The sequence below is a fragment of the Pyxidicoccus fallax genome, from assembly GCF_012933655.1.
GTDB lineage: Bacteria > Myxococcota > Myxococcia > Myxococcales > Myxococcaceae > Myxococcus > Myxococcus fallax.
Genome location: NZ_JABBJJ010000133.1, coordinates 1 through 12,047 on the forward strand (window position 1 = coordinate 1; position 12,047 = coordinate 12,047).

Here is a 12,047-nt window from a genome sequence, read left to right on the forward strand (position 1 = left end):
CGGGCGGGGGCGCCGGGAGCCCGCGGCGGGGGACGCCAGCTCAGGTCCACCCGGACGAAGGGCGTCGCGCTGGCGCGCAGGCTCATCGTGTCGATGCGCTTGCGGCGCGAGTCCAGCAGCGCGAAGTCGTTGGCGAGGATGAGCCCCGCGGAGGTGTTCAGCCAGATGGGGCCCGCGAGCCGGACGTTCAGCGCATGGGCCACGCGCAGCGTCGTCTCCTGCACGTAGTGCGCGCCGAGCGCCTCGCGCGCCTGCACCAGCGAGCTGTGGAAGGTCTGCCGCTCGAAGCTGCCCGTGACGCCGACCTCCAGCCCGTCCCCCAGCTTGCGCAGCAGGTGTGTGCGGGGGAAGCCCACCTCCGCGATGTAATCTCCCTTGCGGTAGACGAGCCCCACGATGGGGATGACGGGCAGCAGGTCGTACGGAAAGACGGCGACGAGCCCGAAGGTCAGCCTCACGCCGCGCGCTTCATCCAGCGAGTAGCTCGCCATGAAGATGCCCGTCCACGCCATGTCCGCGCCGGCATCGAAGCCAGCGCGAAAGTCGCTGCGCGCGGCCGCGGACAGGCCCATGACGAGCAGCCACCGGGGCGGCAGCGGGCGGATGAGGGACAGGCCGAGCTGGATGTTGTGCAGGTGGTAGCCCACCGCGTCCTCGGCCCGCAGCGGACTGTCCTCCACCGACAGCGCGCGGCGCCCGTACGCCACCGTGGGGGCGAGGATGAGGCGCGTCCCGTCGAGGAACAGGGGCGGCAGGCTGAGGAAGACATCCGTCTGGTTGCGCCCGGTGAGCCAACCCACGCGGTTGCCCAGCGACGTCCCCGGCGCCATGCCGAAGCTCACGTAGGCGCGGTCCACCGAGGTCTGCGCCGAGGCCACGCCGGCCAGCAGCAGCACGGCCACGGCCAGCACCCGACAGGAGCCCCGAGCCCACCTTCTGCTGCGTTCGCCCCGTGCCGGGCATCCGGAAACCGCCATGCTCCGGCGAGGCTACTCCACTTCCAGGACGGCGCGTGCGCGCTACTTCCAGGACACCTCGTACTCACTGTCCAGCAGCGCCACCTGTCGCCCATACACCTTCACGCCCTGGGCGCCCACCGCCTCCAGGACTCCCATGAGCACGCCCTCGTGGTACGCGGCCGGCATGAAGTCGCGGCGCATGATGAAGCGGACGCTCTTCTCCCCCGTCCACAGCGGGTAGCGCTCCCCGTAGCTCACCGCCGTGCGGTACGAGTCACCCAGTGACTGGAGCAACTTGCGCGGGCTGCCGCCCGCCGTCTGCATCAGGTCCTTGCCGAACATGGAGGACAGGAAGTCCAGCGTGGACTGGGTGCCCATGCGCCGCAGCACGCCCTCGAAGCCGTCGTCGAGCTGGGGCGCCAGGAGCCGCGCCGCCGTGGACACCAGCCTGAGGAAGCGGCTGATGGGGTACATGTGCAGCGGGTTGACGTCCCACAGGCCCGCCACGCCCTTGCAGCGGGCCATGGCGCCCTCGCCGCCCAGGACCCCCACCACCTCCAGCGCCCCCGCGAAGAACATGCCGCGCGCGGCATCATCCTCGGTGGACGCCAGCCGCCGCAGCTCCAGCTCCCAGGCCGCCCCACCCGCGCTCGTTTCGATGCTCACGTGCATGGTCGTCTCCCCGAGGGGACCCTTCGGACCGCCCACGAAGACACCGCCAGCGCACCTGGCAGGTCCTTCTGGGATGGCCTGATTCCCCCCACTTCCGGGATGCCAACCATCGCATATTTTTACGCTACTGTCGAATCAAAATTCCACGTTCGTGGAACCCCGTAGGGCTTGCTCCCTCTGTGGGAGCAAGCGACCTTCCAGGTGGGCGGAATCGTTTGGGCACCAAGGACGCGGCGTGAAGGAAGGCTCAGCCGGTGACGAGGGCCGTCTGGGCGGCGGCCACGGCGGCGCCGGGCTCGGAGCGGTGGCCGGCGGCGATCAGGGCGCGCTCGACGGCGCCCACGGCGGCGAGCACGTCGGTGGGGCCCACGCGGTTCATGTGGCCCACGCGGAAGTAGCGCGTCTTCAATTCCGGGTGGAGGCCCCCGGCGACGACGATGCCCTGGCCCTTCACGCGGCCCACCAGCGCGGCGTCCACGCCCTCCGGGTAGTAGACGGCGCTGAGGGTGTTGGCGGTGACGGCGTCGGAGACGGGCAGCATGCGCAGGCCCATGGCGCGCCACGCGGCGCGGAAGGCGCGGGCCATGCGCTGGTGCCGGGCGAAGCGCGCCTCCATCCCTTCCGCGAGAATCTGCCCCAGGCTGACGTCCAGGGCGCAGACGAGGTTGACGGGCGGGGTGGCGAAGTAGGCCGGCTTGCCCGCCTCGTACGCCTCCATGATGGGGAGCCACTCGGCCCAGTCCGCGTAGACGCTGGCCACGGGCGTGCGGCGCTTGCGCCACGCGTCCATGGCGCGGGGCGACACGGTGAGCAGCGCCAGTCCCGGCGGCACGCCCACGGCCTTCTGGCTGGCGGTGAGGTACACGTCCGCGCCCCACGCGTCCTGGTGGAAGGACTCGCCCGCGGTGGCGCACACGCCGTCCACCACCACCAGCACGCCGTGCTTGCGGCCGGCCTTCACCAGCGCCTCCACGGGGGCCAGCACGCCGGTGGACGTGTCCACGTGCGTCACCGCCATCAGCTTGAAGCCGCCGCGCGCCAGGTGCGTCTCCACCTCGTCCGCGGACGGGGCCTCGCCCGGCTTGGCGCCCACCTGCGTCACCTGCGCGCCGTGCCGCTCCAGGATTTTCGCCATCCGGTCGCTGAAGTAGCCGGTGTTCACCACCAGCGCGCGGTCGCCCGGCTCCACCAGGTTGGCGCCCGCCAGCTCCATGGCCAGCGTGCCGGAGCCGGACACCACGAAGGGCTGGCTGGAGGGGGCGAGGCACACCTCGCGCAACCGCTTCAGCGCCCGGCCGAAGACGGTGATGAAGGCCGGGTCCGTGTGGCCGAGCGTCGGCGCGGCCAGCGCCTGCAGCACCTCCGGCTCGAACTCCACCGGCCCCGGAATCATCAGCAGGTCTCTCACGGCGTCACCACTCCTCGCGCCCGGGTCCGGCGCGGGCGGAGGTGCCCGCGGCCCTGATGGATGGCGCGCACGGAATGTGGCGACCCACGCGCCCGCTGTCCACGGCCTTGTGCGGCGGTGTGAGCGGCGCGACGGACGCGCGGCGCCCCACACCGGGAGTGGCGACCCGTGAGCGACCCGGGGGTCTACAGGCGAACGAGCAGCTCGCGGAGGATGGAGAAGCCCTGCCGGAAGTCCTCCAGCCGGGCCTGCTCGTTGGGCGCGTGGTAGTACGCCATCTCGCCGAAGCCGGTGATTTGCACGTCGCAGCCCTGGCGCTGCAAGTCCCTCACGAGCGGCAGCGAGCCGGTGAGCGAGAAGGGCGTGGGCGCCACGCCGCGCACCGCCTGCATGGCCTCCTTCAGCGCCTGGAGCCCCGGCGAGTCCAGCCGGCAGGCGATGCCCTCCGTGCCCCCGCCCTGGAAGCGGAACGCCAGCGAGCCGCGCTTGCCCGCCGCGGTGCGCGTGCGCGGGAAGCCGGCGATGGCCTCGTCGCGCTCCAGGCGCGCGTCCAGCTCTCGCACGAAGTCCTGCACCGCGCGCTGCACCTCCTTCATGTCGTAGAAGGGCGTCAGGCGGATGTCGCCGCGCAGGGTGACGTCGGCGGGAATCTTCGTCTCCTTCGCGTTGGGCCCCTCCACCACGGTGGCCTTGAGGCTGGACGACGAGAGGAAGCCCCACCGCTTCTCGTCCTCGGTGGGCGGGTAGCGCGCGTGGAACCAGCGGGCCAGCTCCAGCGACGTGGCCATGGCCAGCTCCAGCGCGTTGACGCAGTTCTGCGGCATGCCCGAGTGCCCGCCCACGCCCGTCACCTTCAGCTCCCAGATGGCGTTGCCACCCGTGCCCAGCGTGGGGCCGAAGTTGGCGCTGTCCAGCCAGTACACCGGCTGGCCCATCAGGTCCTTGAGCCGGCCCTGCTCGGCCACGTAGCCCAGGCCCAGGCCGGGGATGTCCGTGGACTCCTCGTTGGAGATGAGCACCACCTTCAGCGTGCGGCGCGGGCGCGTGCCCTTCTCCGCCAGCTGCGCCAGCAAATCCGTGAGCACCGCCACGTGGCCGAGGCAGTCGGTGACGCCGCGTCCGTAGAGCACGCCTCCGGGACCCTCCCACAGCGCGAAGGGGTTGTGCTCCCAGCCCTCGCCCTTCTCGTCCGCGGGGACGACGTCGAAGTGCGCGCCCACGAAGCCCACAGCGCCGGAGTCCGTGCCCTTCACGGTGAGCACGAGACTGGGCCGCGCCTCGTTGCCGGGGGCGGCCAGGGACTCGGCCTGGATGAAGCCGCTCTTCAAGTGCGGTGCCAGCGTGTCCAGCACCACCTGCGCGGCGAGCCGCTCCTCGGGCACCAGCCCGGCGCTGGGGTTGTTCTGCAGCCTCGGCGTCAGGGCGATGAGACGCCGGAGCACATCCAGGAAGCGGTCTTCACGAAGCGTGAGCGCGTGCATGGGCACGGATTGGAGCCCAGGCCCATGACGAAGTCACCGGAAACGGTGACCCCTGCGCACGCTGCCGGACGGATGGCCCCAGGCGTCAGGGCACGGGGATGGCCGTACCGGGCGGCTCGAGCTGCTCCACGCGCTGCTTCACCGCCGGGTCGTCCGCCACCGCCTCGCCCAGCGTGAGGTACGAGAGCTGGTGCGCGCGCGCGCCCGTCGGCGCCTTCACCTCCAGCTCACCCTCCAGTTGGCGCATGCGGCCCTCCAGCTCGGCGATGGTGCGCATGAGGTCGGCGCGCGTCGGCTCGTCGCGCGTGGCGTTCAGCCGCTCCTGCGCCTTGAGGACGTTCTCCTCCACCGTGCGCAGCTGCTGGCGGGCCCGCGTCGCCGAGCCCAGGTCCACGAAGGGCCCCGGTCCGTCCAGGCTCAGCTCCAGCCGCGTGAGCTGCCGTCCCAGCTCGCCCGCGGGGAACACGGCGGCGTGGCTGCCCACCCGCTCGCCGATGCCGATGCCCTTGTTCTCATGCGACTGCACCACGAAGTCCACCGCGTCCCCGGCCAGGAGCCCCAGCTTCATGGCCTCCTGGAAGGGCAGCGCCGCCAGCACCACCACCACGTCCACCTTGCGCGCGCGCAACTTGCGCGCCTCGGCCAGCGCGGCCTCCTTCGCGGGCAGACCCTTCAGCGTGGGCTCACCGGCCACCGGACCCTCGGGAGAGATGCCCACGATGCCGACCTTCAGGCCTCCGGCCTCCACCACCGTGGACGCCGCGAAGGGCGCCTTGCCGGCCTTGTCCACGAGGTTGGCGGACAGCAGCTTCAGCTTCTTCTTCGGCCCGCGCGTGGCCTTCTGGAGCCAGCCCAGCCCCTGCGACAGGTCGCGCTGCCCCACCGCCATGGCGGCCGTGCCCAGCGCCTCCATCTGCTCCAGCACCAGCTCCGCGCGCCGCGTCACGAGCGGCTCGTCCTGACGCACCGGCTTGCGGAACAGCGCGTTACCCGCGTCCAGCAGCACCACCGGTATGCCCCGCGCGCGCTCCGCGTCCACCGCCGTCTTCCGCCGCGCCAGCCCGCCCTGCGGCTCCGCCTTGCAGCCGCACGGAGCAATCTCTCCCTGGTTGTCTCCTGTCATGAGCAGCACCAGCCGCCGCGGCGCGGCATGGGCTTCCACGGACATCAACAGCACGGCGCACAGCATCAACGCGAGTCGGGCCTTCACGTCTTCTCCTCGGGAGGAGCGCGAGCCTAGACTCCTCGCGCGACTTCGGCATCCCGGGTTCCCGCACACCCGCGAAGGGTCAAACGCGACTTCCCGGAATAAGACAATTACTTATACTTGCTTGAATTGTCATTATTCTCGGACTCGTATACAAAGCGCGCCGTCCTTCACCCGTGGAGGTTGGACACATGCGCAGAGCTTTCGCGAAGACCGCTGTGACGTTTGGTGCCCTCGTTGCGATGGTGAGCTGTGGTCCCGTGGACGAGTCGGAGATGCAGGCCGACGCGGACACCCAGGAGGCCGCGGCGGACACCCGCAACTGCGGCAACCCCGACTTCGACCCCGAGGTCGTCGCGCAGATCGAGTCGCGCTTCGAGCGGCTGCGCGCGGAGCAGGCGCTGGAGGGCCGCGTCACCCAGATGGCGGCCACCATCCCGGTGTGGTTCCACATCATCCGCGACAGCAACGGCGCGGGCGGCGTGACCACCACGCAGATCAACAACCAGCTCTCCGTGCTGAACAACGCGTACGCGTCCGCGGGCATCAGCTTCACGCTGGCGGGCACGACGACCACCAACAACACCAGCTGGTACACCGCGCAGCCGGGCTCCTCCGCTGAGTCGGCGATGAAGAACGGCCTGCGCCGGGGCACCGCCTCCACCCTCAACTTCTACATCTCCCGTCCCAGCGGCGGCCTCCTGGGCTGGGCGACCTTCCCCTGGAGCTACACCAGCAGCCCGAAGATGGACGGCGTGGTGGTGCTGAACTCCTCGCTGCCGGGCGGCTCGTCCACCAACTACAACCTGGGCGACACGGGCACCCACGAGGTCGGCCACTGGCTCGGCCTGTACCACACGTTCCAGGGCGGCTGCACCAGCCCGGGTGACAGCGTGAACGACACCCCGTACGAGGCCTCTCCCGCCTCCGGCTGCCCCACCGGCCGCGACACCTGCACCTCGGCCGGCCTGGACCCCATCACCAACTTCATGGACTACAGCTACGACTCCTGCATGAACACGTTCAGCGCGGAGCAGCGCACCCGCATGAACAACATGTGGAATTCGTACCGCCTGGGTAAGTAATCCCGGCGCGGGACACGCCGCGTGTCCCGGACCTGAGCGGCGGGCCTCTCACGCATGTGGGGGCCCGCCGTTTCATTTTCGGGGTCTGGAGCCGAGCAGCGGACCGGCCCCCCGTGCCCCTCCCTCCCGTCGATTCGCGTCCGCGAGCGCGCGCTCCGGGAGTACACAGGCGGCATGAAGACCGAGACAGGCGCGGTGGTGCTCGTGGGCTCTCGCGAGGACCTCCACATCCAGGAAGTGTCGCGGCGGCTGACCGCCGAGGGCGTGGACGCGGTGGTGGTGGACACGCTGGCCTTCCCGGACGAGACGCGGGTGTCGCTCACGGACGACCTGGACGGCATCGTGGTGGATGGACGGCCCGTGGGCCGGCCCGCCGCCGTGTACCTGCGCGGCCTGCACGCCAGCCCCCTGGCGTACCTGGTGGACGCGCAGGAGGCCATGGACGCGGACTGGCGCACCACGCTCACGGCGTTCCGCGAGAAGGCCACGCTGCTCAACGGGCTCGTGTCACGGTGGGAGCGCCTGGGCGTGCCGCTCTACAACCCGGTGTCCAGCGACTGGGTCATGCACAAGCCGGCGCAGCTGGCGGCACTGAAGGCCGCGGGCCTGCCGGTGCCTCGGACGCTGTGGACGAATGACCCGGAGGCCGTGCGCCACTTCGCCGCGGGCGGGCGCGTGGCGTACAAGCCCGTCAACGGCGGGGCCGCCACGCGTGAGCTGAAGGCCGAGGACCTCACCGACGAGCGGCTCGGAGCGCTGGCCGCCGCGCCCGTCACGTTCCAGGAGCTGCTGCCCGGCGAGGACATCCGCGTCTACGTGCTGGAGGGAGAAGTCATCGCGAGCCTGCGCATCGTCACCCAGGCGCTGGACTTCCGGCAGAACGAGGAGCGGCTGGAGCCCATCGAGCTGCCGGCCCCGGTGGCGCGAAACTGCGTGAAGGCGTGCGAGGTGCTCGGCCTGCGGTGGACGGGGCTCGACTTGAAGCGCGGTCAGGACGGCGAGCTCAAGTTCCTGGAGCTGAACGGCTCGGCCATGTTCCTGGGCTTCGACGCGGGTGGAGGCACGGACGTGGCCGGGCACTTCACGCGCGCGCTGGCGCGGCACGCGCGGCGAGCGTAGCGGGCTCCCGCCGAGCCCCGGCTCACCACGGCGCGAGGCGCGGGCTCCCGCCAGGTCCACGTGCTCGCTTGATACGTGCGGCGCGCAGCAGGCTCACCTACCGCGCTCGGGTGCTCCCCCGGCACACGTAGCGGGCCTCCTCCGTGCTCACCGCCACAGCGCGGCGAGCACGGTGCGCGAGGCCACCCACGCCAGCACGGCGAGCACGACCACCAGCGCGACGGTGAAGGCGAGGACGCGGTGCGCACGCGGGTGCATCACCGTGCGCAGCTCGTCGGTGAGGGCGGGGTCGGCGTCCAGGTCTTCGTCGTGGCGAGGCTTGGGAGTCGACGTCATGGCTCAGCGCTGCTCCATCTGGTTCTCCACGAGCGAGCGGTAGCGCCCACCGGGAATCGCGACCAGCTCCTCGTGGGTGCCCTCCTCCACCACGCGGCCCTTGTCGAGGACGACAATCTTGTCCGCGCGGCGCACGGTCGACAGGCGGTGGGCCACCACGACGAGGGTGCGGCCTGCGGCCTCGCGCTGGAGGGCCTCGGTAATCGCGCGCTCCAGCTCGGCGTCGAGGTGGCTCGTGGCCTCGTCGAGGAAGAGCACGCGCGGGTCGCGGTAGATGGCGCGGGCGAGCTGCAGCCGCTGCTCCTCGCCACCGGACAGCCGCACGCCGGCCTCGCCAATCTTCGTCTTCAGCCCGTTGGGCATGGCGAGCAGCTCGTCGAGGCACGCGGTGCGTGCGGCGTACAGGACTCGGTCCATGTCCGGCGCGTCGTCGCCGAGGGCGATGTTCTCCGCCAGCGTGCCGTCGAAGATGTCCGTCTTCTGGAACACGAAGGCCACCGAGCGGCGCAGGGCCATGGGGTCGAAGGACTCGATGGGAAGCCCGTCGTAGCGGACGCGCCCCTGTTGCGGCCGGTACAGGCCGTAGAGCACCTGGGTGAGCGTCGTCTTGCCCGCGCCCGAGCGGCCGACGATGGCGGTCATCTTCCCGGCGGGGAGCGTGAAGCTCACGTCCTCCAGCACGGCGGGCTCATTGGGCGAGCCGTAGCGGAAGGTGACGCCCTCCAGCTGGATTTCCGGGGCGCGCGTGAGGGCGCCGGTGGTGGGCACGGCGTCGTCGCGCAGCTCGGGCTCGGCGTCGTAGACGATGTCCACGCGGCGCAGGGAGATGAACACGTCCTGGACCTGGTGGATGAACATCACCAGGTTCTGCATGGGCGCCAGCACGAGGCCGAGGATGGAGAGCGTGGCCACCATCTGCCCCAGCGTGAGCTGACCGGAGAGGACCAGGTGCGCCTCGTAGACGAGGATGCCCACGTAGACGGCCTGGTTGACGAACATCGCGCCGGAGTTGTGGAGCGTGTCGTGCAGCCAGATGTCGCGGCCGGCCTCCACCTCGCGGGCCTGGAGCTTCTCCCAGCGGGCGCGGGCCTGGCGCTCGGCGCCACAGGCCTTGAGCGTCTGGATGCCGCCGAGCATCTGCATCTCCAGGCGGCTGGCGTCCGCGGCGGCGCGGAAGCGCTGCTGGTCGAGCACGGTGCGCCGGGGCATGAGCAGCAGCGTCCACACGGTGTACACGGCGGCGCCGGCGAGGAAGATGCCGAAGACGGTGGCGTCGTAGAGGAAGAGGACGACGCCGTAGCCCACGAGCATGACCAGGTCGAGCAGCACGGACACGGACGCGCCCTGGAGGATGCGGCGGATGCGCTGGTGGTCCTCGATGCGCTGGAGCAGGTCGCCCCGGTGGCGCCGGGCGAAGAACGACACCGGCAGGGACAACAGGCGCTTCCAGAACTGCGCGAGCAGGAGCACCGCGTAGCCGCTGGACAGGAGGAACAGGCCCGCGCCTCGCGCCACGGTGACGAGCACCTGGGCCACGAGCAGCACGCCGAGGCCCACGCCCACGGCGGTCAGCAGCGTCACGTCCCGGCCGCCCACGGCCTTGTCCACGAGCCCCTGGATGAGGAAGGGCTGTGCGAGCGCGAGGCCCTGGAGGAGCACGGTGGTGAGGAGCACCTGGAACAGCAGGAGGCGGTAGCGCAGGAGGCCCCGGCCGAAGCGCTTGAGGCTGCCGCCGCGCGGAGCCTCGGAAGGAGCACCGGGCTTTTCGACGGGACGGTAGAGGGCCTCGGTGGGCTCCAGAGACAGGAGGACGCCGTTCCAGTGGTCGCCGAGACGAGCACGGGGGATGCGGCGCAGGCCGAGGGCGGGGTCGCCGATGATGGCTTCCTTGGGGGTCAGCTTGTAGAGGACGACGAAGTGGTTCTCCTCCCAGTGGATGATGGCGGGCAGCATGGCGCGGCCCTCCTCGTCGTCGAGGTCGGAGAAGTCCTCCACGTGGAAGCCGCGGGCCTTGAAGCCCACTCGCTCGGCGGTGGTGAACAGGTCCACCATCGAGGTGCCGGTGGTCTGCACATGCGCCAGCTCCTTGAGCGCGGACAGCTCATGCCGGCCGCCGTGGAAGGCGGAGAGCATCTCCAGGCAGGCGGGACCACAGTCGGCCTCCTCGAGCTGGCGACGAAGCGGGTACGGCTGGAGGACAGCGGCGAGCCGGGAGCGAGACACGGGCAGGTCGGTACCACGGTGGAGTGACAAGGCCTACAACCAGCCAGGCGTGGCGGGGATTCACTGACGACAGGGTCCGCCTGACCCGGGTCCGCCCGCCTGGTCAGGGTGAAATGGGCGGCGCATTCCGGATACGGAGCGAGGCCGCCAAGGTGGCAACGCGGTGGAAAATGGCCCGTGCGATGCTTTTCGAACGATTCCCACCCCAGCCTCTTTTGCTCGGCCGCCAGCCCTACCCCTAGGCTCGACGTGCACGCAGCCGGGGGGCGCGTCATGGCCGAGCAGAAGCATCTGCAGTTCAAGCAGACGACCATTCCCCATCTGGATTCGAAAGGGACGGAAGGAGGCAAGTGCCTCTACAAGCACCCGCCTTTGGAGAAGTCGAAGGTCGGCTACGTCCCGAACAACTCCTGTTCCTATCGTTGGCAGGCACTGAAGCAAGCGCTCTCGAACCAGAGCCTGTACACCCCGAAGAAAGGAACGCCCCGGGACTCGAACACCTGGGAGCTCCTCTTCCGCGGCGGCAGCGCCCAGAAAACCAGCAAGATTCCGGGAGCGCGCCCCTCCACCGATAACAAGTCGCTCTACTTCCTCGAGGTGCCTCATCCCAAGGAGGGCGACTGGGAGGTCAGCGAGACCAACGCCAACTGGAATGCTGCGCCAGCTCATCTGGGAGACGTACGGCCCCAAGGATGATGGCAGCCTGGAGTTGGCGCTGTTCGTCATCGAGGGATTGCTTGAAGTGCCCTACAACGTCAATCACATGCAGAACATGATCATCCTGCCCATGGATGACCGCGTGGGGGACCTCATCATGCTCCCCATCCACGAGGAGATCTCCAAAGCCCGTGGCAAGGGGATTTCCTCCATCGAGGGCATTGGACGGCATCACCTGCCAGGCAACAACCGAACCTCCAGCGTGTGACCGAACCCGCCTACAAAGGTTCCAAGATGGACCCTCGCTTCTTCATCCTGAGCCCGATTGGCAGTCTCATGGACCCGGACCTCTGCATTCTCGATGACCCGCCCAAGGGCATCGGCTTGCGCCAGTACTGCCTGGCCATGGGAGACAGGGCCGCGCCCTACTACCCCAAGGACCCCCGGATACAGTTCCGCCCGGAGAACCCCGGTATCAAGCTCAGTTCCCTCCTGGGAAGCACGCTGAGCTACCTCACTGTCTCCTCCGCCCTGAAGGAGACCATCGCGACGTTCTGCCAGGACATCGAGGTCGAGTACCTGCCGTTCGACCTCTATGACCACAAGGGTCGGCTCTACAGCCGGGACTACTTCATCATCAATCCGATTGGCACCCGCGACTGCCTGGATATCGAGGCGGCCGGACTCATCCGAGGTCCGGAGGGCAGCATCATCAAGGTCCGCAACTACGTCGTGGCGCCCGCCAAGGCCGCGAGCCTTCCCAACCTCTTCCGCATCCAGGAGGACCCCATGACCTACGTCATCGGAGCCCCCCTGGCCGAAGCCATCCGTGAAAAGGGCTTCACCAATGTCCTCCTGAAGCCCATGCCCCTGTCCCAGCAACTCTGAGGTCAACGCCAT

The 12,047-nt window shown here is 69.9% G+C and carries 12 protein-coding genes; 5 read left to right on the forward strand and 7 right to left on the reverse strand.

All coding sequences use genetic code 11. The features are described from left to right. The 5 genes from HG543_RS26285 to HG543_RS26305 form a co-directional block, all read right to left on the reverse strand. Positions 1-902, reverse strand: a 902-nt coding sequence (locus HG543_RS26285; protein WP_169347610.1) for a hypothetical protein, incomplete at its 3' end; no start/stop codon positions are given. A 117-nt stretch (positions 903-1,019) separates the two neighbouring features. Then, positions 1,020-1,631, reverse strand: a complete 612-nt coding sequence (locus HG543_RS26290) for a TIGR02265 family protein (protein ID WP_169347611.1) — start codon at positions 1,629-1,631, stop codon at positions 1,020-1,022. Between the two features lie 247 nt (positions 1,632-1,878). Continuing rightward, on the reverse strand, positions 1,879-3,039 hold the full coding sequence (locus HG543_RS26295) for an aminotransferase class V-fold PLP-dependent enzyme (RefSeq protein ID WP_169347612.1): 1,161 nt from the start codon (positions 3,037-3,039) through the stop codon (positions 1,879-1,881). A gap of 185 nt (positions 3,040-3,224) precedes the next feature. Next, the gene (locus tag HG543_RS26300; RefSeq protein WP_169347613.1) at positions 3,225-4,520 is read right to left on the reverse strand and encodes a M20/M25/M40 family metallo-hydrolase; all 1,296 of its coding nucleotides are present in this window, start codon (positions 4,518-4,520) and stop codon (positions 3,225-3,227) included. Positions 4,521-4,605: 85 nt separating this feature from the next. Next, positions 4,606-5,730, reverse strand: coding sequence for a bifunctional UDP-sugar hydrolase/5'-nucleotidase (locus HG543_RS26305; RefSeq protein ID WP_343073440.1), 1,125 nt, complete (start codon positions 5,728-5,730; stop codon positions 4,606-4,608). A 188-nt stretch (positions 5,731-5,918) separates the two neighbouring features. Between HG543_RS26305 and HG543_RS26310 the strand changes: the two genes are divergently transcribed. After that, positions 5,919-6,812, forward strand: a complete 894-nt coding sequence (locus tag HG543_RS26310; RefSeq protein WP_169347614.1) for a zinc metalloprotease — start codon at positions 5,919-5,921, stop codon at positions 6,810-6,812. 174 nt (positions 6,813-6,986) lie between these two features. Beyond that, positions 6,987-7,931, forward strand: a complete 945-nt coding sequence (locus tag HG543_RS26315; protein WP_169347615.1) for an ATP-grasp domain-containing protein — start codon at positions 6,987-6,989, stop codon at positions 7,929-7,931. 147 nt (positions 7,932-8,078) lie between these two features. On the opposite strand, the gene HG543_RS26320 is transcribed toward HG543_RS26315, so the two are convergent. Together HG543_RS26320 and HG543_RS26325 are read right to left on the reverse strand one after the other, a co-directional pair. Continuing rightward, positions 8,079-8,267 carry a hypothetical protein gene (locus tag HG543_RS26320; protein WP_169347616.1) on the reverse strand — a complete coding sequence of 63 codons (189 nt, stop codon included), beginning with the start codon at positions 8,265-8,267 and terminating at the stop codon, positions 8,079-8,081. Positions 8,268-8,270: 3 nt separating this feature from the next. Further along, complete coding sequence (locus HG543_RS26325) at positions 8,271-10,520, reverse strand: peptidase domain-containing ABC transporter (protein WP_169347617.1); 2,250 nt, start codon at positions 10,518-10,520, stop codon at positions 8,271-8,273. Positions 10,521-10,763: 243 nt separating this feature from the next. Between HG543_RS26325 and HG543_RS26330 the strand changes: the two genes are divergently transcribed. Genes HG543_RS26330 through HG543_RS26340 form a run of 3 tightly spaced genes read left to right on the forward strand, consistent with a single transcriptional unit; the run spans position 10,764 to position 12,035 of the window. After that, a complete protein-coding gene (locus tag HG543_RS26330; RefSeq protein WP_169347618.1) occupies positions 10,764-11,186 on the forward strand; it encodes a hypothetical protein in 423 nt (140 codons plus the stop codon). After that, positions 11,143-11,415, forward strand: coding sequence for a hypothetical protein (locus tag HG543_RS26335; RefSeq protein ID WP_169347619.1), 273 nt, complete (start codon positions 11,143-11,145; stop codon positions 11,413-11,415). Before HG543_RS26330 ends, HG543_RS26335 begins: the two co-directional genes overlap by 44 nt. 26 nt (positions 11,416-11,441) lie before the next feature. Further along, complete coding sequence (locus tag HG543_RS26340; protein ID WP_169347620.1) at positions 11,442-12,035, forward strand: imm11 family protein; 594 nt, start codon at positions 11,442-11,444, stop codon at positions 12,033-12,035. The last annotated feature ends 12 nt before the right edge of the window (positions 12,036-12,047 follow it).

Coding starts and splice junctions, on each gene's coding strand:
- HG543_RS26290 (WP_169347611.1), bottom strand. CDS start 1,631: ATGCACGTGAGCATCGAAACGAGCGCGGGTGGGGCGGCCTGGGAGCTG.
- HG543_RS26300 (WP_169347613.1), bottom strand. CDS start 4,520: ATGCACGCGCTCACGCTTCGTGAAGACCGCTTCCTGGATGTGCTCCGG.
- HG543_RS26310 (WP_169347614.1), top strand. CDS start 5,919: ATGCGCAGAGCTTTCGCGAAGACCGCTGTGACGTTTGGTGCCCTCGTT.
- HG543_RS26315 (WP_169347615.1), top strand. CDS start 6,987: ATGAAGACCGAGACAGGCGCGGTGGTGCTCGTGGGCTCTCGCGAGGAC.
- HG543_RS26320 (WP_169347616.1), bottom strand. CDS start 8,267: ATGACGTCGACTCCCAAGCCTCGCCACGACGAAGACCTGGACGCCGAC.
- HG543_RS26330 (WP_169347618.1), top strand. CDS start 10,764: ATGGCCGAGCAGAAGCATCTGCAGTTCAAGCAGACGACCATTCCCCAT.
- HG543_RS26335 (WP_169347619.1), top strand. CDS start 11,143: ATGCTGCGCCAGCTCATCTGGGAGACGTACGGCCCCAAGGATGATGGC.
- HG543_RS26340 (WP_169347620.1), top strand. CDS start 11,442: ATGGACCCTCGCTTCTTCATCCTGAGCCCGATTGGCAGTCTCATGGAC.